Origin of the sequence: Mycolicibacterium flavescens, from assembly GCF_001722335.1 — a bacterium.
GTDB classification, from domain to species: Bacteria; Actinomycetota; Actinomycetes; order Mycobacteriales; family Mycobacteriaceae; genus Mycobacterium; species Mycobacterium flavescens.
The window spans coordinates 115,102-134,852 of record NZ_MIHA01000002.1 but is presented as its reverse complement, the minus strand read 5'-3'; the positions used below and the strand labels follow the sequence as shown (position 1 = coordinate 134,852).

Annotated in this window: 19 protein-coding genes; 2 read left to right on the top strand and 17 right to left on the bottom strand. The window is 69.2% G+C overall.

What is annotated here, in order from left to right:
* Positions 1–240: 240 nt before the first annotated feature.
* The 7 genes from pyrF to pyrR all read right to left on the bottom strand — a co-directional run bounded on the left by pyrF (position 241) and on the right by pyrR (position 8,962).
* Positions 241–1,050: an orotidine-5'-phosphate decarboxylase gene (gene pyrF / locus BHQ18_RS03115; protein WP_069412119.1), complete on the bottom strand. Its 810-nt coding sequence runs from the start codon at positions 1,048–1,050 to the stop codon at positions 241–243.
* A complete protein-coding gene (gene carB / locus BHQ18_RS03110; RefSeq protein ID WP_069412118.1) occupies positions 1,047–4,394 on the bottom strand; it encodes a carbamoyl-phosphate synthase large subunit in 3,348 nt (1,115 codons plus the stop codon). The genes pyrF and carB overlap by 4 nt, the downstream gene beginning before the upstream one ends.
* Before the next feature lie 81 nt (positions 4,395–4,475).
* A complete protein-coding gene (carA, locus tag BHQ18_RS03105) occupies positions 4,476–5,609 on the bottom strand; it encodes a glutamine-hydrolyzing carbamoyl-phosphate synthase small subunit (protein ID WP_109789176.1) in 1,134 nt (377 codons plus the stop codon).
* Positions 5,606–6,109, bottom strand: a complete 504-nt coding sequence (locus tag BHQ18_RS03100) for a PH-like domain-containing protein (protein WP_069412116.1) — start codon at positions 6,107–6,109, stop codon at positions 5,606–5,608. The genes carA and BHQ18_RS03100 overlap by 4 nt, the downstream gene beginning before the upstream one ends.
* Complete coding sequence (locus tag BHQ18_RS03095; protein ID WP_069412115.1) at positions 6,106–7,434, bottom strand: dihydroorotase; 1,329 nt, start codon at positions 7,432–7,434, stop codon at positions 6,106–6,108. The genes BHQ18_RS03100 and BHQ18_RS03095 overlap by 4 nt, the downstream gene beginning before the upstream one ends.
* A complete protein-coding gene (locus BHQ18_RS03090) occupies positions 7,431–8,381 on the bottom strand; it encodes an aspartate carbamoyltransferase catalytic subunit (protein ID WP_069412114.1) in 951 nt (316 codons plus the stop codon). The genes BHQ18_RS03095 and BHQ18_RS03090 overlap by 4 nt, the downstream gene beginning before the upstream one ends.
* Entirely contained in the window at positions 8,378–8,962 is a 585-nt protein-coding gene (gene pyrR, locus BHQ18_RS03085; protein ID WP_084293860.1) for a bifunctional pyr operon transcriptional regulator/uracil phosphoribosyltransferase PyrR, read from the bottom strand. Before pyrR ends, BHQ18_RS03090 begins: the two co-directional genes overlap by 4 nt.
* A 149-nt stretch (positions 8,963–9,111) precedes the next feature.
* Here pyrR and BHQ18_RS03080 point away from each other — a divergent pair, with 149 nt between their 5' ends.
* The gene (locus BHQ18_RS03080) at positions 9,112–10,314 is read left to right on the top strand and encodes a serine hydrolase domain-containing protein (protein ID WP_069412112.1); all 1,203 of its coding nucleotides are present in this window, start codon (positions 9,112–9,114) and stop codon (positions 10,312–10,314) included.
* 23 nt (positions 10,315–10,337) lie between these two features.
* On the opposite strand, the gene BHQ18_RS03075 is transcribed toward BHQ18_RS03080, so the two are convergent.
* From BHQ18_RS03075 to BHQ18_RS03060, 4 genes are read right to left on the bottom strand one after another with little or no spacing between them, the layout of a single operon-like run.
* The gene (locus tag BHQ18_RS03075; RefSeq protein ID WP_069412111.1) at positions 10,338–10,889 is read right to left on the bottom strand and encodes a hypothetical protein; all 552 of its coding nucleotides are present in this window, start codon (positions 10,887–10,889) and stop codon (positions 10,338–10,340) included.
* 4 nt (positions 10,890–10,893) lie between these two features.
* Positions 10,894–11,394, bottom strand: a complete 501-nt coding sequence (nusB, locus tag BHQ18_RS03070) for a transcription antitermination factor NusB (RefSeq protein ID WP_069412110.1) — start codon at positions 11,392–11,394, stop codon at positions 10,894–10,896.
* Positions 11,387–11,950 carry an elongation factor P gene (efp, locus tag BHQ18_RS03065; RefSeq protein ID WP_069412109.1) on the bottom strand — a complete coding sequence of 188 codons (564 nt, stop codon included), beginning with the start codon at positions 11,948–11,950 and terminating at the stop codon, positions 11,387–11,389. The genes nusB and efp overlap by 8 nt, the downstream gene beginning before the upstream one ends.
* 16 nt (positions 11,951–11,966) lie before the next feature.
* Positions 11,967–13,052 (bottom strand): M24 family metallopeptidase, encoded by a 1,086-nt coding sequence (locus BHQ18_RS03060; protein ID WP_069412108.1) that lies wholly within the window; start codon positions 13,050–13,052, stop codon positions 11,967–11,969.
* 33 nt (positions 13,053–13,085) lie between these two features.
* Between BHQ18_RS03060 and BHQ18_RS03055 the strand changes: the two genes are divergently transcribed.
* A complete protein-coding gene (locus tag BHQ18_RS03055; RefSeq protein WP_069412107.1) occupies positions 13,086–13,643 on the top strand; it encodes a B-4DMT family transporter in 558 nt (185 codons plus the stop codon).
* A 550-nt stretch (positions 13,644–14,193) separates the two neighbouring features.
* On the opposite strand, the gene BHQ18_RS03050 is transcribed toward BHQ18_RS03055, so the two are convergent.
* The 6 genes from BHQ18_RS03050 to aroC form a co-directional block, all read right to left on the bottom strand.
* Complete coding sequence (locus tag BHQ18_RS03050) at positions 14,194–15,102, bottom strand: ATP-grasp fold amidoligase family protein (RefSeq protein WP_069412106.1); 909 nt, start codon at positions 15,100–15,102, stop codon at positions 14,194–14,196.
* Between the two features lie 2 nt (positions 15,103–15,104).
* Positions 15,105–16,043, bottom strand: coding sequence for a methionyl-tRNA formyltransferase (locus tag BHQ18_RS03045; protein WP_069412105.1), 939 nt, complete (start codon positions 16,041–16,043; stop codon positions 15,105–15,107).
* Positions 16,044–16,362: 319 nt separating this feature from the next.
* Positions 16,363–16,815 (bottom strand): type II 3-dehydroquinate dehydratase, encoded by a 453-nt coding sequence (aroQ, locus tag BHQ18_RS03040; protein ID WP_069412104.1) that lies wholly within the window; start codon positions 16,813–16,815, stop codon positions 16,363–16,365.
* Complete coding sequence (aroB, locus tag BHQ18_RS03035; protein ID WP_069412103.1) at positions 16,812–17,888, bottom strand: 3-dehydroquinate synthase; 1,077 nt, start codon at positions 17,886–17,888, stop codon at positions 16,812–16,814. Before aroB ends, aroQ begins: the two co-directional genes overlap by 4 nt.
* Positions 17,881–18,525: a shikimate kinase gene (locus tag BHQ18_RS03030; protein WP_069412102.1), complete on the bottom strand. Its 645-nt coding sequence runs from the start codon at positions 18,523–18,525 to the stop codon at positions 17,881–17,883. The genes aroB and BHQ18_RS03030 overlap by 8 nt, the downstream gene beginning before the upstream one ends.
* Complete coding sequence (aroC, locus tag BHQ18_RS03025) at positions 18,525–19,727, bottom strand: chorismate synthase (protein WP_069412345.1); 1,203 nt, start codon at positions 19,725–19,727, stop codon at positions 18,525–18,527. Before aroC ends, BHQ18_RS03030 begins: the two co-directional genes overlap by 1 nt.
* Between the last annotated feature and the right edge of the window lie 24 nt (positions 19,728–19,751).

Sequence of the window (19,751 nt, the reverse complement as noted above, 5' to 3'; positions counted from 1 at the left end):
CAGGCGCGAAATCGCGCACTGGGGCCACCGGAAATTGCTGCATTTCAAGGTATTTCGGAGCCTACGCGGGCCGTTTCGCGGCGCAGACGACGTGACCTGGACCACATCTGGGTCCGGTCGTCGGCGGCGCGCAAGAAAATTTTCGCTGGTCATCCGCTTTCGGCGTGTCGCACACGGCCCGCGTTGTGACGAATGTGACAGCTGTTTCCCGCGGTGTTTCTGAGATCGTCGGCGTCGGCGTCAGGCCAGATAGCGCACCGAATCGCGCATGGTTTCGGCCGCTGCGCGCAGGGCTGGCACCGACGGCCCGGCGCGCAGCACCTCCCGCGACACCGCGGGCAGCAACTGGCCGGGGCGGGCGCCTGCGAAGCCCGCCAGCGCGTCGGGGCGGCCGCCCTGCGCACCGACCCCGGGCGCCAGTACCGGGCCGTCCAGGGCGCTCACATCGGGCGGATCAGACAGCGTGGCGCCGACGACCACCCCCACCGAACCGGGCCGCTCCCGGTTGACCTCGGCCGCCGCATCGACGATCGACTGTGCGACCGTGCGGCCGTCGGCGCGGGCGCGCTGGACGGCCGCACCTTCCGGGTTGGAGGTGGCGGCCAGCACGAACACGCCGCGGCCGTGCGCCTGCGCGGTGTCGATCAACGGCTGCAGCGCCCCGAACCCCAGGTACGGCGACGCGGTCACCGCGTCGGCGGCCAGCGGCGAGTCCCCCGCCCACGCCTGCGCGTAGGCGGCCATCGTGGAGCCGATGTCGCCGCGTTTGGCGTCGGCGAGCACCAGCACCCCGGCGTCGCGCAGCCCGGCGATGGTCTGCTCGAGCACGACGAAGCCCGCGCTGCCGTACCGCTCGAAGAACGCCACCTGCGGTTTGACGACCGCGATGTCGGCGAACGCCGTCACGCAGATGTCGCTGAACCGCCGCAACCCCTCGGCGTCGTCGGTCAGGTCCCAGGCGCGCAGCAGTTCCGGGTGCGGGTCGATACCCAGGCACAGCGGTCCGCGGCCGCGCACCGCATCGGCCAGCCGCGCACCGAAACCGGTCACGAGCCCAGCGCGCTGTGCAGTTCCTGCAGCGACATCACGCCGATGTCGCCGCGGATCGAGGCCTCGATGCCCTGCACCGCCGCCGAGGCGCCCTGCACGGTCGTCACGCACGGAATGCTGTTGGCCACTGCGGCCGAGCGGATCTCGTAGCCGTCGACCCGCGGCCCGGAGTTCCCGTAGGGCGTGTTGATCACCATGTCGACCTCGCCGGCCTTGATCAGGTCGACGGCCGAGGACGCGGGCCTGCCCTCGCGCGGCTCCTCGAAATGCTTGCGCACCTCCTCGCACGGAATTCCGTTGCGGCGCAGCATCTCCGCGGTGCCTTCGGTGGCCAGTATGCGGAAACCGAGATCGGCCAGGCGTTTGACCGGGAACACCAGCGAGCGCTTGTCGCGGTTGGCCACCGAAACGAACACGGTGCCCTCGGCGGGCAGCGACCCGTAGGCGGCGGTCTGGCTCTTGGCGAACGCGCTGCCGAAGTCGTGGTCGATGCCCATCACCTCACCGGTGGATTTCATCTCCGGCCCGAGCAGCGAGTCGATCTGCGATCCGTCGGTCTTGCGGAACCGGTTGAACGGCAGCACGGCTTCCTTGACCGCGACCGGGGCGTTGCGCGCGGTGGTGGCGCCGTCGCCGGTCGACGCCAGCATCCCTTCCTCGCGCAGCTGGGCGATCGTGGCGCCCAACATGATTCGCGAGCACGCCTTGGCCAGCGGCACCGCGGTCGCCTTGGACACGAACGGCACGGTGCGGCTGGCGCGCGGGTTGGCCTCCAGTACGTAGAGCACGTCGTCCTTGAGCGCGTACTGCACGTTGAGCAGCCCGACGACACCGATGCCGTGCGCGATCGCCTCGGTCGCCCGCCGGACCGCCTCCATGTCGCTGCGGCCCAACGTCACCGGCGGCAGCGCGCACGCCGAGTCGCCGGAGTGGATGCCGGCCTCCTCGATGTGCTCCATGATGCCGCCGATGTAGACCTCGGTCCCGTCGCACAGCGCGTCGACGTCGATCTCGATGGCATCCTCGAGGAACCGGTCCACCAGCACCGGGTGTTCCGGTGAGAGTTCGGTGGCCCGGGTGATGTAGCCGTGCAGGGTCTCGTCGTCGTAGACGATCTCCATCCCGCGGCCGCCGAGCACATAGGACGGCCGCACCAGCACCGGATAGCCGATGTCGGCGGCGATGCGGCGAGCCTGCTCGAAACTGGTCGCCATGCCGTACTTGGGGGCGGGCAGCCCCGCGGCGGTCAGCACCTCGCCGAAGTGGCCGCGGTCCTCGGCCAGGTCGATCGCGCGGGGGCTGGTGCCGACGATCGGCACGCCGGCGTCCTGCAGTTTCTCGGCCAGCCCGAGCGGCGTCTGGCCGCCCAGCTGGACGATGACCCCGACCACACCGGGTCCACCTGCGCCGGAGGCCTTTTCGGCGTAGTACACCTCCAGGACGTCCTCGAACGTCAGCGGTTCGAAGTAGAGTCGGTCGGCGGTGTCGTAGTCGGTGGACACGGTTTCGGGGTTGCAGTTGACCATGACGGTCTCGAATCCGGCCTGGCTCAACGTCGTCGCGGCGTGCACGCAGCTGTAGTCGAACTCGATGCCCTGCCCGATCCGGTTGGGGCCGGACCCCAGGATCAGCACCTTGGGCCGTTCGGTCTGCGGGGCCACCTCGGTTTCGGCGGCGGGGTCGAGTTCGTAGGTGCTGTAGTGGTAGGGCGTCTTGGCCTCGAACTCGGCCGCGCAGGTGTCGACGGTCTTGTACACCGGGTGGATGCCGAGGCGTTCGCGCAGCGAGCGCACCCCGACCTCGCCGGCGAGTTCGGGTCGCAGCGCGGCGATCTGGCGGTCGGACAGCCCGTGGTACTTGGCACGGCGCAGCAGGTCGCCGTCGAGCACGGGGGCGTCGACGATCTCGGCGCGCAGCGCGACCAGGCCGGCGAGCTGTTCGACGAACCACGGGTCGACGCCGGAGGCCTGCGCCACCTGCTCGACGGTGGCGCCCTTGCGCAGCACCAGCTCCAGGTCGTAGAGCCGCCCGTCGGACGGTTGGCTGAGCCGGGTCAGCAGCTCGTCGACCGTCACGGTGTCCTCGTCGGGGGCGGCCTTGGTCCAGAACCCGGCCCGCTTGGTCTCCAGCGAGCGCATCACCTTGCCGAGCGCTTCGATGAAGTTGCGGCCCAACGACATCGCTTCACCGACGGATTTCATCGTGGTGGTCAGGGTGCCGTCGGCGCCCGGGAACTTCTCGAACGCGAACCGCGGCGCCTTGACGACGACGTAGTCCAGCGTCGGCTCGAAGCAGGCCGGGGTCTCCTTGGTGATGTCGTTGACGATCTCGTCGAGCGTGTAGCCGATCGCGAGTTTGGCCGCGATCTTGGCGATCGGGAAGCCGGTGGCCTTGGACGCCAGCGCGCTCGACCGCGACACCCGGGGGTTCATCTCGATGACGATCAGCCGGCCGTCGGTGGGGTTGACGGCGAACTGGATGTTGCAGCCGCCGGTGTCGACGCCGACCTCGCGCAGGATCGCGATGCCCAGATCACGCATGCTCTGGTATTCGCGGTCGGTCAGCGTCATCGCCGGTGCGACGGTGACCGAGTCGCCGGTGTGCACGCCCATCGGGTCGAAGTTCTCGATCGAGCACACCACGACCACGTTGTCGCGGCCGTCGCGCATCAACTCGAGTTCGTATTCCTTCCACCCGAAGATCGATTCCTCGATCAGCACGTTGGCGCTCGGCGAGGCCGCCAGCCCGTCGCCGGCCATCCGTTCGACGTCCTCGGCCGAATACGCCATGCCCGAGCCGAGCCCGCCCATGGTGAACGACGGCCGCACCACCACCGGCAGGCCGAGGTCCTCGACGGTCTCGCGGACCTCGTCCATCGTGAAACACACGCGGCTGCGGGCGGATTCGCCGCCGACCTTGGCGACGATGTCTTTGAACCGCTGCCGGTCCTCACCGCGCTGGATGGCCTCGAAGTCCGCGCCGATCAGCTCCACGCCGTACTTGTCGAGCACCCCGTTCTCCGACAGCGCCACCGCGGTGTTCAGCGCGGTCTGCCCGCCGAGGGTGGCCAGCAGCCCGTCGATGCGGTTGCCGCGTTCGGCCTGCTGGGCGATCACCCGCTCGACGAACGCCGGCGTGATCGGCTCGACGTAGGTGTGGTCGGCGTACTCCGGGTCGGTCATGATGGTCGCCGGGTTGGAGTTGATCAGTGTGACCTGAAGCCCCTCGGCGCGAAGCACCCGGCACGCCTGGGTGCCCGAGTAGTCGAACTCCGCGGCCTGACCGATCACGATCGGCCCCGAGCCGATCACCAGGATGTGGTTGAGGTCGCTGCGCTTCGGCATCAGCGGACCCCGCCCCGCGAAACTGCAATCCTGTCGCGAAAGTACGAGTGAGGGCCTGCTGGAATACAGTTTCGGCGCAAATCAGGCACCCTTGTCCCCTGCCATCAGGTCGATGAATTGGTCGAACAGGTAGTTCGCGTCGTGCGGGCCCGCCGCGGCCTCGGGGTGGTACTGCACCGAGAACGCGCGTCCGCTGACCAGCTTGATGCCCTCGACGACACCGTCGTTGGCGCAGGTGTGGCTGACCACCGCCTCGCCGAACGGGGTGTCGAACCGCTCCCCCGCCTCGCCTTCGAGCGCGAACCCGTGGTTCTGCGCGGTGATCGCGACCGCTCCGGTCTGATGATCGATCACCGGGACGTTGATCCCGCGGTGGCCGAACACCATCTTGTACGTCGAACGGCCCAGCGCGCGGCCGAAGATCTGGTTGCCGAAGCAGATGCCGAACAACGGGATGCCCGCGCCGAGGACCTCACGGGTGACCGCGACGATGTGGTCGGCGGTGGCGGGATCGCCCGGCCCGTTGGACAGGAACACGCCGTCGGGTTTGAGGTCGGCGATCTGCTCGAACGTGGTCGACGACGGGAGCACGTGGCTGCGGATACCGCGCCGAGCGAAGTTGCGTGGGGTGTTGGTCTTGATCCCGAGGTCGATGGCGGCCACCGTGAACCGTTGCGGCCCTTCGGGTTCCACCTCATATCGGACGTCGGTGCTGACCTCGCCGGCCAGGTCGGCACCCAGCATCCCCGGCTGGTTGCGCACCCGGCCCAGCAGCTCGTCGAGATCGGCCAGCGCCGGGCCCGAGAACACCCCGGCCTTCATCGAGCCGCGGCTGCGCAGGTGACGCACCACCGCGCGGGTGTCGATACCCGCGATGCCGACGACGCCTTGGCGCTCGAGTTCGTCGTCCAGCGTGCCGGTGGCGCGCCAGTTCGACGCCCGCGGCGACGGGTCGCGCACCGCGTAACCGGCCACCCAGATCTTGTCGCCGCGGCTCTCGGCGTCCTCGTGGTTCCAGCCGGTGTTGCCGATCTGCGGCGCCGTGGCGACCACGATCTGGCCGTGATAGCTCGGATCGGTGAGGGTCTCCTGATAGCCCGACATGCCGGTGGAGAACACCGCCTCACCGAGTGTCTGCCCCACCGCGCCGTACGTCGTGCCGGTGAAGACGCGGCCGTCCTCGAGCACCAGCAGAGCCTTGTTGGTGTCGCTCACGCGGCCTCCTGTTCCACCCACAGCGAATACTCCCGACGGTCGTTGGCGCGGAACCCGGTGTCGATCTCGGTTCCCGACGGCAGCCGCCACCGGATCGCCAGAATCCCCTCATGCGTGAGGGCCTTCCCCGCGATGCCCCGCTCCGTGCGGATCTCGCTGATCGACTCGTCGGGGATCCAGATCGGCACTCCGCCGGTGCGCTGCAACATGATTCCTTCGGGATAGCGGGTCAGCACGGCCTTGGTGCGGAAACCCAGATCACCGACGGCGACCCGGTCGTTCCAGTGCGGCGCCAGGGTGCTGCCGACGTACATGCCCTTGGTGGGCGGCACGATCGCGGGTCCGACGGTGTCGGGCAGCGCAGGCAGCGAGCCGATCAGCTCGGCCTGGCGCTCCGCACGCCTGCGCCACCCGCGCATCATCGCCTGGATCAGCACCGCGATCAGCACCGCCACGATGGCGGCCATGATCAGCGACCCGACCAGCGTCCCGGTGTTCATCGAGCCAGTCCCCCGGTCGCGTCGCCGCTGCCCGCCGGGGAGCACTTCCCGTCCCGCGCGGTCACCTTGCCCCGCAGCAGCGTCAGCGTCACCGCGGCGGGCAGTTCCAGCCTCTCGTAGGGCGTGTTGTTCGACCGGCTCGCCAGCGCGGCACCCTCGACGGTCCACGTGGCGTCGGGGTCGACGACGGTGAGGTTGGCCGGCTCGCCGACCTCCAGCGGCCGGCCCTGATCGGGTAGCCCGACGATCTCGGCGGGCCGCTCGCTCATCACGCGGGCGACGTCGCGCCAGCTCAGCAGCCCGGGCCGCACCATGGTCTGCACCACCACCGACAGCGCGGTCTCCAGCCCGAGCATGCCGGGGCGGGCGACGGCGAACTCGCAGCACTTCTCGTGTTCGGCGTGCGGGGCGTGATCGGTGGCCACACAGTCGATGATCCCCTCGGCCAGGGCGCGGCGCAGCGACTCGGCATCGGAGGCCTCGCGCAGCGGCGGGTTCACCCGGTACCGGCCGTCGTAGCTGACCAGCCGTTCATCGTCGAGCATCAGGTGATGCGGTGTGACCTCGGCGGTGATCGAGATACCCTGTGATTTCGCCCATTTGACCAGTTCCACGGTGCCCGCGGTGGAGGCGTGGCAGATGTGCACGCGTGCGCCGGCGTCGCGGGCCAGCAGCGCATCGCGGGCGACGATCGACTCCTCGGCGGCGCGCGGCCACCCGGCCAGCCCGAGCCGGGCGGCGTTCGGGCCTTCGTGGGCCACCGCGCCGACCGTCAGACGCGGCTCCTCGGCGTGCTGGGCGATCAGCACCCCGAGCCCGGTGGCGTACTCCAGCGCGCGTCGCATGATCAGCGGGTCGTGCACGCACAGGCCGTCGTCGGAGAACATCCGGACCTGTCCGGCCCCGGCGGCCATCATCCCCATCTCGGTCAGCTGCGTTCCGGCCAGGCCGACGGTGACCGCGCCGACGGGGTGCACGTCGACGAGGCCGACCTGTTGCCCGCGCTGCCAGACGTGGTCGGTGACCACCGGGCTGTCGGCGACCGGGTTGGTGTTGGCCATCGCGAACACCGCGGTGTATCCGCCCAGTGCCGCTGCCGCCGAACCGGTTTCGATGTCCTCGGCGTATTCGCGGCCCGGCTCGCGCAGGTGGGTGTGCAGGTCGACGAAGCCGGGCAGCAGGATCTGCCCGCTGGCGTCGACGACGTCGGCGGAGTCGGGGATCGCCAGGCCGGCGCCGATGTCGGCGATCTGGCCGTCGGCCACCAACACGTCGACCGGGTCGCCCTCACCGTAGAGACGCACTCCGCGGATCAACACGCTCATGCGCTGATGGCCTCCTTCTCCGAACCGACCAGCAGATGGAACAGCACGGCCATCCGGATGTGCACACCGTTGGAAACCTGTTGCAGCACAGCCGACTGCGGGGAATCAGCCACCGAGAAGGCGATCTCCATACCGCGGACCATCGGGCCGGGATGCAGCACGACGGCGTTGCCGGGCAGCATCGCCTGACGCTTCTCGGACAGCCCGTAGAGCACCGAGTACTCCCGGGCCGACGGGAAGAACCCGCCGTTCATCCGTTCGGCCTGCACCCGCAGCATCAGCACCGCGTCGGCGATCGGGAGTTCGGCATCGAGGTTGTGCGACACGGTGACCGGCCACCCGCCGACCCCGACCGGCAGCAGTGTGGGCGGTGCGACGAGAACGACCTCGGCGCCCAGCGTGTTGAGCAGCAGCACGTTGGAGCGGGCCACCCGGCTGTGCAGGACGTCGCCGACGATGACGACCCGCTTACCCTCGATGTCGCCGAGCCGCTGCCGGATGGTCAGCGCGTCGAGCAGCGCCTGCGTGGGATGTTCGTGGGTGCCGTCACCGGCGTTGATCACCGCGGGGCCGTGCCCGTCGGCGTCGGTGGTCCACTCCGCGAGCTGCTGCGGCGCGCCCGAGGCGGGGTGGCGCAGGATCAGCGCGTCGGCGCCCGCGGCGCGCAGGGTCAGCGCGGTGTCGCGCAGCGACTCCCCTTTGGACACCGACGATCCCGACGAGCTGACGTTGATCACGTCGGCGCTCATCCACTTTCCCGCCACTTCGAACGACACCCGGGTGCGGGTGGAGTTCTCGTAGAACATCGTGATGATGGTGCGCCCGCGCAGCGTCGGCAGCTTCTTGACCTCGCGGCCCAGCAGCGCCTGGCTGAACCGATCCGCGTTGTCGAGGATGGCCGACGCGTCGTCGCGCGACAGGTCTCCGGCCGAAATCAGATGCTTCACCTTGGCGGCCCTCCGTGCGGCGCGATCCAGATCCCGTCAATTCCGTCGTCCTCGGCCAGTCGGACCTTGACGTTCTCGCTGCGCGAGGTGGGGACGTTCTTGCCGACGTAGTCGGCGCGCAGCGGCAGCTCGCGGTGCCCGCGGTCGACCAGCACCGCCAACTGCACGGCCCGCGGCCTGCCGATGTCACGCAGCGCATCCAGCGCCGAGCGCACCGACCGGCCGGTGTAGAGCACGTCGTCGACGAGGATCACCAGGGCCTCGTCGATGCCGCCTTCGGGGATCGAGGTCTCCTCCAGCGCGCGCGGCGGCTTGAAGTCGAGGTCGTCGCGGTACAGCGTGATGTCGAGAGCGCCGCGCGCCACCCGCACGCCGGAGAACTCCTCGATCTTGTCCACCAGCCGGGTGGCCAACGTCACTCCGCGCGTGGGGATTCCGAGCAGGACGACGCGGGGCGCGTCGGCGCCGTCGAGGGCGGTCTTCTCGATGATCTGGTGGGCGATGCGGGAAATGGTCCGGCTCACGTCCGCTGCGGACATCAACTCCCGGTCGGCGCTCGGCGAGTCTGAATGCGCGCTCAAGCCACTCTGACCTCCTTCTCCGCCTCTCGGGACGGCTCTTTAAAGGACGTCGAAACTTCGGCGAGCTTAGCACCCGTCTGCACTACCGCCGTTGCCGACCGTCATGCGTGCCGGAATCGCCGGCGGATGCGGAACGTACGCTGTCGTCGATGAAACTCGACGAGAACCAGGCGTCCATCCGCGAGGCCATCGACGCCGGGCTGCTGGCCGGCGCGGTCACCCTGGTGTGGCACGCCGGCGAGGTGCGGCAGGTCAATGAGCTCGGCCACCGCGATGTCGACGCCCGGTTGCCGATGCAGCGCGACACGGTGTTCCGGATCGCGTCGATGAGCAAGCCGGTGACGGTCGCGGCCGCGATGTCCCTCGTCGAGGACGGCAAACTCGCGCTGACCGACCCGGTGGTCAAGTGGCTGCCCGAACTGTCCGACATGCGGGTGCTGGCGGACCCGAAAGGTGAGCTCGACAAGACCGTGCCCGCGCGGCGCCCGATCACCGTCGACGACCTGATGACGCACCGCAGCGGGTTGGCCTACGCGTTCTCGGTGCTCGGGCCGCTGGCCCGCGCCTACGGCCGGATGTCGTTCCGGCAGGATCAGGACCGCTGGCTGGCCGAGCTCGCCCAGCTGCCGCTGGCCCATCAGCCCGGGGACCGCCTCACCTACAGCCACGCCACCGACGTCCTGGGCATCGTGCTGTCGCGGATCGAGGGCAAGCCGCTGTCGCAGGTGTTGGCCGAGCGGATCTTCGAACCTCTGGGGATGGTCGACACCGGGTTCTCGGTCACCCCGGCGGGCCGCCGCCGCGCGGCCACGATGTACAAGCTCGACAAGGACAACAAGCTGCAGCACGACGTGATGGGGCCGCCGCAGATCACCGATCCGCCGTTCTGCGCCGGCGGGGCCGGGCTGTGGTCGACCGCCGACGATTATCTGCGGTTCGCGCGCATGCTGTTGGCCGGCGGGACGCTGGACGGGACGCGGGTGCTGTCCGAGGAGTCGGTGCACCTCATGCGCACCGACCGGCTGACCGACGAGCAGAAGCGGCAGCCGTTTCTGGGTGCGCCGTTCTGGGTGGGCCGCGGCTTCGGGCTGAACCTGTCGGTGGTCACCGACCCGGCGAAGTCCCGCCAGCTGTTCGGTCCGGGCGGGTTGGGCACGTTCAGCTGGCCCGGCGCCTACGGCACGTGGTGGCAGGCCGACCCGTCGGCCGACGTGATCCTGATCTACCTGATCCAGAACCTGCCCGATCTCGGGGTCGACGCCGCCGCGATCGCCGGCAACACGTCGCTGGCCAAACTGCAGAGCGCCCAGCCGAAGTTCATCCGCCGGACCTACCAGGCGCTGGACCTGTAGCCCGATATCGTTGCGCCCCGCGGCTACTGCATGCTGCGCGAGAGCACCCGGCCGAACTGCAGCAGCCGCTGCATCTGCGCCAGCCCGCCGTTGTCGACGGACTTGTAGTAGCGGAAAGACTCGCAGTAGATGTCGGATTCGGTGGCCGACTTCTGCCGCGACCGGGTGATCAACTGCGTGTACATCCGCAGTCGCACCTCCGAGAGCCGGCGGGTGTTGTCGTCGAGCATCTCGTATTCGGCGGTGAGCACGTGGTCGGTGATCGTCGACAGCAGGATCGTGCGCACCGAGATGTTGAGCATCCGCCGGTCGCGCTCCCCGTTCGACGACACCTCGTCGTCGGCGCGCCAGATGATCAACCGGTGGCCGTCGGTGAGAACCACTTCCTGCCACAGGGACTGGTCGGCGTCGCCCCACGCGTCGTCGGACACACCGCGCGACATGATGAACGACTTGATGGTCGGCAGGTCGACCACCGACCGCAGTTGGTCCAGCGCCAGGTCGGGGTCGCGCAGGTACACGCGGGCCGCCTCGTCGACGCTCGAGTACGGCGCCCAGTCCTGCGGTGTGGCCACCGGGCTACCCCTGGGGTCCGGTCCCCCGGACTGCCTGCGCCGCGGCCCGGATCTGCGGTGTCACGAGCATCACCTGACCCAGCACGCCGTTGACGAAACCCGGTGAGTCGTCGGTGGATAACTGCTTGGCCAGTTCGACCGCCTCGTCGACGGCGACGGGCTCGGGCACGTCGTCGGCGTGCAGCAGCTCCCACACCGCCACCCGCAGAATGGCGCGGTCCACCGCGGGCAGCCGGTCCAGCGTCCAGCCCTGCAGATGCGCGGCGATCAGGTCGTCGATGTGGGCGGCGTGCTCGGTGACGCCGCGCGCCACGGTCACGGTGTAGGGGTTGAGCGGGGAGACGTCGCCTTCGGTCTCGGCCAGCGCGGTGCGCCCGTCGGCCACCTCCGCGGCGCTGAGCCCTCGCGCCTCGGCTTCGAAGAGCAGGTCGACGGCGCGCTTGCGGGCCGCGTGCCGTCCCCGATCCGCTCTCCGGCTCTTCCCCTCGCTGCGGTGGTTAGGCATTCACCCGACCCAGGTAACTGCCGTCGCGCGAATCGACCTTGAGCTTGTCGCCGGTGTTGATGAACAGCGGCACCTGGATCTCGGCACCGGTCTCGACGGTGGCCGGTTTGGTGCCCGCGCTCGAGCGGTCGCCCTGCAGGCCGGGTTCGGTGTGGGTGACCTCGAGTTCCACGGTGACCGGCAGCTCCAGATACAGCGGGGAGCCGTCATGGAAGGCGATCTGCACCGGCATGCTCTCGAGCAGGAAGTCGGCGGCGCGCCCGACCAGCGACTCGGGCAGCGGATGCTGCTCGTAGTCCTCGGAGTCCATGAACACGAAGTCGCTGCCGTCGCGGTAGAGGTAGGTCGCGTCGCGCCGGTCGACGGTCGCGGTCTCGACCTTCACCCCGGCGTTGTAGGTCTTGTCAACGGTCTTGCCCGACACCACGTTCTTGAGCTTGGTACGCACGAACGCCGGACCCTTGCCGGGCTTGACGTGCTGGAACTCGATGATTTGCCAGAGCTGGCCGTCGATCACCAGGACGAGCCCATTCTTGAAGTCGGCGGTCGTTGCCACGTTGGTAGTACTCCTTTTAGAGGATGGCCAGTTCCTTGGGGAACCGGGTGAGCAAGTCTGGAGTGCCGTCCCCGACGACAAGCGTGTCCTCGATGCGGACACCGCCACGGTCGGGCAGATAGACACCGGGCTCCACGGTCACCGCGGAGCCAGCAAGCAGTGTACCGGCGGAGGCTGCGCTGATCCCTGGCGCTTCGTGGATGCGCAGCCCGACGCCGTGTCCGAGCCCGTGGCTGAAGTTCTCGCCGTACCCGGCGTCGGTGATGACCTGCCGGGACGCCGCGTCGACGTCCTTGAGCACCACGCCCGGCGCCAGCGCCTCGCGGCCGGCCCGCTGCGCAGTGGCCACCAGGTCGTAGATCTCGGTCTGCCACTGCGCGACCGGCGACAGCACGAAGGTGCGGGTCATGTCCGAGTGGTAGCCGCTGACCAGCGCACCGAAATCGATCTTGACGAAGTCGCCGGCGGCCAGCACCGCGTCGGTGGGCCGGTGATGCGGAATCGCCGAGTTCGGTCCGGCCGCGACGATCGTCTCGAACGAGGGACCGTCGGCGCCGTGTTCGAGCATCAGCGCCTCGAGTTCCCCACGGACCTCCTTCTCGGTCCGCCCCGGGCGCAGACCGCCACGGTCGACCAGGTCGCGTAGGGCCGCGTCGGCCGCCTCGCACGCCAACCGCAACAGCGCGACCTCTCCGGCGTCCTTGACCTCGCGCAGCGCCTCGACCGTTCCGGCGGCGCGCACCCACTCGGTCTGCGCGCCGGCCGCGTCGGTCAACGCGGCGAACGCGTCGACGGTCACCACGTGGCTTTCGAACCCGAGCCGGCGCACACCGTCGGCCGCGGCGCGCCGGGCCAGGTACGGGCCGCAGGCCCGCTCGATGACCAGTTCGGCGTCGGGCGCCTGGTGGGCGGCCTGCGTGCGGTAGCGCCCGTCGGTGGCCAGCACCGGCGTCTCGTCCTCGACCCGCACCAGCAGCGCGGCGTTCGAACCGGTGAACCCGGACAGGTAGCGGACGTTGACCAGGTCCGATATCAGCATCGCGTCGAGGCCTTCGGCGGCGAGGCGGTCGCGCAACCGGGCCCTGCGCTGTGAAATAGTCACGGTCGATGACGCTACTCGCTAAGGTGAGGCCCCATGAGTAAGTGGTTGCTGCGCGGACTGGTGTTCGCGACCCTGATGGTGATCGTGCGATTGCTGCAGGGAGCGTTGATCAACGCGTGGGAAACCAAGGCGGGTCTGATCAGCGTCGTGCTGGTGGTGCTGTTCGCGGTCGCGGTGTTCGCCTGGGGCATCGTCGACGGTCGCACCGACGCCCGCACCAACCCCGACCCGGACCGCCGCGGCGACTTGGCGATGACGTGGCTGCTCGCCGGGTTGTTCGCCGGGATCGTCAGCGGCGCGGTGGCCTGGATCATCTCGCTGTTCTATAAGAGCCTCTACGTCGAGGCGCTGATCAACGAGCTCACCACGTTCGCGGCGTTCACCGCGCTGGTGGTGTTCCTGATGTCGGTGGCCGGGGTGGCGATCGGCCGCTGGCTCGTCGACCGCAAGGCCGACCAGACTCCGCACCTGCACCGCGCCGGCGATGACGACCGCGCCGACACTGACGTGTTCGCCGCGGTCAGCCACGGTCGCAGCGACGAGCCGACCGAGGCTCAGACCGAGGCGACTCCGCGCGAGGACCGCGCCTAGCCGTCGGCGAGCGTCGGGTTTATGGCGCGTTTTCGCCCGAAACCCGACATACTTCCGACGCTCGGCGCAACGAGCTCTCCGGCAGGTCCGGCTCAGGGCCGGTCAGCGTCGGGTTTATGGCGCATTTTCGCCCAAAACCCGACACATTCCCGACGCTCGGCGCGACGGGCCTCCGGCAGGTCCGGCTCAGGGCCGGTGAGCGTCGGGTTTATGGCGCATTTTCGCCCAAAACCCGACACATTCCCGACGCTCGGCGCGACGAGCTCTCGGGCCGTCGGGCGGGCCGTCGGTGAGCGTCGGGTTTATGGCGCATTTTCGCCCAAAACCCGACATACTTCCGACGCTCGGCGCGACGAGCTCTCGGGCCGTCGGGCGGGCCGTCGGTGAGCGTCGGGTTTATGGCGCATTTTCGCCCGAAACCCGACATACTTCCGACGCTCGGCGCGACGAGCTACCGGGCCGTCGGTGAGCGTCGGGTTTATGGCGCATTTTCGCCCAAAACCCGACATACTTCCGACGCTCGGCGCGACGGGACCGCGGCGGGCCCGGCTCAGGGCTGGCCGTCCCGCACGCTTTCCAGGTCCGGCAGCTTCCAGTGCCGTCCCTGCTCGGCGTCGAAGCTCGGCGGCTTGTACCGCAGCAGGCCGCCGCCTGGATACGGCGTGTACTCACCGAACCAGACGACGCCGTCGACGGCGTACAGGTCGATGCGGATGAAGTCCCAGTCGGCGCCCAGGGTGCTGGCGATCTCGAGCATCGCGTCGAGTTCAGCGGGCCGTGGTTCGTCGGCGACCGGGCGGATCCGCCAGCGCACGGGTAGCCGGTTCCAGTTGGCATCCAGAAAGGTCGCGGTCTGGTCGCCGAAGCGGCCGCTGTTGACCTGGATCATCTCGACGCGGCCGTCGAAGACGAAGAACTTGTAGTCGGCCGGCGGGTGCCCGTCCGATGTGGGGATGCGCTCCTCGAGCAGCAGCAGCGGCCGGGAGCGGCTGTAGCCCCATTCGCCCAGCTCCAGCGGAGTGCGTTTCCACCAGTCGCGGGTCTCCTCGATCAGCGCTTCGACGTCGGTGTCGCGGTTCGGCCCGAACAGCGCGTGTCCGCTGCTGTGGTTGGGTTTGAGCACCCACGGCGGCAGCGTCCGCAGATCGGGCGCATCCCGCAGATCCGTTCCGGACCAGAGTATTTCGGGGATCTGCAGGTCGCTGCCCGGGCAGGCGGCCCTGGCCATCTCCTTCATCCGCATCTTGTCGCACGCCGCGACGATGCGCTCCCGCCGGTCGTAGAGGATCCGCCAGTTGACCTTTTCGTTGAAGGTCTGCGGGTCCTCGAAGTTCCCCAGCCGGTGGATCATCGTCAGATGGAAGGCCTGCCGGACCAGCGGGACAGGCAACGCGGCGAGCATCCGCCGGTGCGCCGCAAGCAGTTTCGGAGGGGCGGGCCGGTTCGCCAGGAACGGCATGTCTACGCCTGGCTGGTCACATGGCCGCCGCGCAGGAAGAACTCGTTCCCGTCGCGCTCGAAGCCGTCGGCAGTGCGGACGCGGGTGATCACCAGACCGTGGTTCCCCCCGCGGATGGCATCGGGTCCGCACACCACGACACCGCCGCCCTCCTGCACGATCACCCGTCCCGGGGTTCCGCCGTACCGTGCTTCGGAGATCCGCGCCTGCACGATCTCGATCCGTTCACCGCGGTAGTAGGCGAACGCACGGGGGTACGGATCCGAGAGCGCGCGCACGAACCGCTCGAGATCCTCGGCGCGCCAATGCCAATCGACGAGGCTGTCGCGCTCGGAGCGCTTGTGGAAGTAGGTGCGGTCCGCCTTGTTCTGCGGACGCCACACGGGGGTGCCCGATTCCAGCGCGGTCAGCGCTTCCTCGAGAGCGCCGGGAATCAAGTCCATCCCGCGCAGGACCAGCTCGGTTCCCGTCGCGGCCGGCCCGATCGGCAGCGAGTGCTGCACCAGGATGTCGCCGGTGTCCAAACCCTCGTCCATCCGGTGGATGGTCAGCCCGAACTCGGATTCACCGCTGATCAGCGCCCACAGCACCGGCGAGAACCCGGTGAACTTGGGCAGCAGCGAATCGTGCATGTTCAGTGTCCCGTGCGGCGGGAGCTGGTAGAGCTCCGGCGGCATCCAGGTGTACCAGCTGTTGACGACGATGACGTCGGGCTCGGCGCGCTTCACCAGGTCGACGGTGTCGTTGTCGATCCGTTCGGTGAGGTGCACCGGGATGTCGCGGTCACGGGCAAGGTCTTCGACCGACTCCGACCAGATCGCCTTGTAGGACTGCTCGCTGGCCGGGTGGGTGACCGCCAGCGGGACTTCATGGCCGAGATCGAGCAGCGCTTGAAGGGTTCGGACCCCCCAGGTCTGATAGCCGAACGCCACGACGCGCATTCACACCAACCTTTACTGGATTCCTGGCGGCGACGCGGTGACGCCATCCGGGTCAAGATCGTAGAGCAATTTACGTAAGGCTTAGCTAACTTGCTAGGCCAAAGTCAAGATCAACCAGGCGAGATCACCGATAGGATCTTGCTGCTGCCGAGCCGATCCAGTAAATAAACGACTACCAAGCGTCAGTAAGCCGATAAAGCTAGTTAGCTCAAAAAATTGGCGGCAATTCGATTTCTTGTTCGACGGACAGGCTCGTGGGCCGCAATTGCCGCGGAATCGGCGTGTCGCACGCCCACGCGGGACGCAGACCGAGCGAGTTCTAGGTCGTCGCGTCGTCGCCGGCCGAGGTTGCCAGGTATCGCAGCGCGAGAACATATCCCTGGACACCGAGGCCGACGATCACGCCGGTGGCCACCGCGCTCAGGTACGAGTGGTGCCGGAACGCCTCGCGGGCGTGCACGTTGGAGATGTGTACCTCGATCAGCGGTGCCCGCAACTCGGTGCACGCGTCGCGCAGCGCGATCGAGGTGTGCGTCAGCGCTCCGGCGTTGAGGATCACCGGATCTCCGGCGTCCGCGGCGGCGTGGATCCAGCCGAGCAGGTCGGCTTCGCTGTCGCTCTGTCGCACAACGGCTGTGAACCCCAGTTCGGTGGCTTCGCGCTCGATCAACGCCACCAGTTCGTCGTGCGTGGTGCTGCCGTAGACCTCCGGTTCGCGGCGGCCGAGCCGACCGAGATTGGGTCCGTTGAGCACCAACACCGTCCGGCTCACGACGCCACCTCCGAGTAGGCCGCCGCCAACAGCGACGGGTCGGGCCCCTCGAGTCGGCCCGGTTTGGCGAGACCGTCGAGCACCACGAACCTCAACACCCCGGCGCGGGTCTTCTTGTCCCCGGCCATGTTCTCGAGCAGATCGGGGAACGCGTCGGGGTCGTAGCTGACCGGCAGGCCCAGCGCGGTGAGCACGCTGCGGTGACGGTCGGCGGTCTGGTCGTCGAGGCGGCCGGCCAACCGGCCGAGTTCCGCGGCGAACACCAGCCCGACCGAAACGGCGGCACCGTGGCGCCACTGATAGCGCTCACGGCGTTCGATGGCGTGCGCGAGAGTGTGGCCGTAGTTGAGGATCTCGCGCAACTGCGACTCCTTCTCGTCGGCCGCGACCACCTCGGCCTTGACCGCGATGGCCCGGCGGATCAGCTCCGGCAGCACGTCACCCGCCGGCGACAGCGCCGCCTCGGGGTCGGCCTCGATGAGGTCGAGGATCGTCGGGTCGGAGATGAAGCCGGCCTTGACGATTTCGGCCATCCCGGCGACCAGCTCGTTGCGCGGCAGCGTCTCCAGCGTGGCGAGATCGACGAGCACCGCGGCGGGTTGATGGAACGCGCCGACGAGGTTCTTGCCCGCGTCGGTGTTGATGCCGGTCTTACCGCCCACCGCAGCGTCGACCATGCCGAGCAGGGTGGTCGGCACGTGCACGATGTCGATACCGCGCAGCCAGGTGGCCGCGGCGAAGCCCGCGACGTCGGTGGCCGCTCCCCCGCCCAGGCTCACGATCGCGTCCTTGCGGCCGACTCCGATGCGGCCGAGCACTTCCCAGATGAAGCCGACGACGGGCAGGTCCTTACCCTTTTCGGCGTCCGGGATCTCGATTCGGTGCGCGTCGATTCCCTTGTCCGACAGCATACTTCGGATGACTTCGGCGGTCTGGGCCAGTGTCGGCTGGTGCAGGATCGCGACCTTGTGCCTGCCGTCGAGCGCCCGCTCGAGCTCGCCGAGCAGGCCGGTGCCGATGATCACCGGGTACGGCCGGTCGACCTCCACGTTGACGACTACTGGTTCAGTCACGGTTGACCTTCGCGTTGCGGGCGGCGACCACCGCCGGGGACGGCGGGGCCTCGGTGCTGGGTTCGGCGGCGAGCGAGGAGGGCGCCCGGCGCCATGGTGGGCGGCGACGGCGCCGCGAGTTCGCGCTGTCCTCGTTCTCCAGCCGGGCCACGATCTGACGGACGACGGCACCCGGGTTGCGCCGGTTGGTGTTGACCCGGATGGTGGCCACTTTGCGGTACAGCGGAACCCGTTGCGTCATCAACGCTTTGAACTTCTCGCCGCGGTCACCGCCGGCGAGCAGGGGGCGCACTGTGCTGCCGCCGGTCCGGCGGACTCCCTCGGCGGCACTGATCTCGAGGTAGATGACGGTGTGCCCGGCCAGTGCGTCGCGCACGCCGGGTGTGGTCACCGCGCCGCCGCCCAGCGACAGCACACCGTCGTGGGTCTGCAGCGCGGACCTGATGACCTCTTCTTCGATCCGGCGAAACTCCTGCTCGCCGTCGGTGGCGAAGATGTCGGCGATGGTGCGGCCGGTGGTCTCCTCGATCCCGGCGTCGGTGTCGAGCAGGGGAAGGTCGAGCACCTTGGCCAGCCTGCGCCCGATCGTGGACTTGCCCGATCCGGGCAGTCCGACCAGCACAGCCCGCGGCGCCATCAGTGCACCGGTTGGGAGGACCGCTGCCGGTCGGCGACCGTCCGCTGATAGTTGTCGATGTTGGCCCGGGTCTCAGCGAGGGAGTCGCCGCCGAACTTCTGCAGCACCGCCCGCGCCAGCACCAGCGCCACCATGGTCTCGACGACGACGCCGGCGGCGGGCACGGCGCACACGTCGGAACGCTGGTGGATCGCCACGGCCTCCTCGCCGGTCGCCAGGTCGACGGTGGCCAGGGCGCGCGGGACTGTGGAGATCGGTTTCATCGCGGCCCGCACCCGCAGCGGCTGGCCGTTGGTCATACCGCCTTCCAGCCCGCCGGCCCGGTTGGTCGACCGAACCACGCCGTCGGCGCCCGGGTACATCTCGTCATGCGCGACGCTGCCGCGGCGGCGCGCAGTTTCGAAGCCGTCGCCGATCTCGACGCCTTTGATCGCCTGGATGCCCATCACCGCGGCCGCCAGCTGGCTGTCGAGCCGGTTGTCGCCGCTGGTGAACGAGCCGAGCCCGATGGGCAGCCCGCTGGCGACCACCTCGACCACACCGCCGAGGGTGTCGCCGTCCTTCTTGGCGGCCTCGATCTCGTCGATCATCGACTTCTCGGCGTCCGCATCGAAAGCGCGCACCGGGCTGGAGTCGATCGCGGCGAGGTCGGCGGGTTGCGGCGGGGGCCCGACATAAGGAGCCGAGGCGCCGATCGAGACCACGTGCGAGAGCACCTCGACGCCGAGGGCCTCTTTGAGGAACGCGCGAGCGACGGTGCCGGCGGCGACGCGGGCCGCGGTCTCGCGGGCACTGGCGCGCTCGAGCACCGGGCGGGCGTCGTCGAAGCCGTACTTCAGCATCCCGGCGTAGTCCGCGTGGCCCGGGCGCGGCCGGGTCAGCGGGGCGTTGCGGGCCGACTCTTCGAGCTCGGCCGGGTCGACGGGGTCCGGCGCCATCACGGTTTCCCATTTCGGCCATTCGGTGTTGCCGATCTCCACCGCGATCGGGCCGCCGAGCGTGACGCCGTGGCGGACCCCGGCCAGCATCGTGACCTGGTCCTGTTCGAATTTCATCCGGGCGCCGCGGCCGTAGCCGAGGCGGCGGCGGGCCAGCTGCGCGGCGATGTCGTCGGAGGTGACGGAGACCCCCGCGACCATGCCTTCGACCACGGCCACCAGGGCGCGGCCGTGAGATTCACCAGCAGTGGTCCAACGCAACACGCGTCCCATCTTCCCACGTCGGGT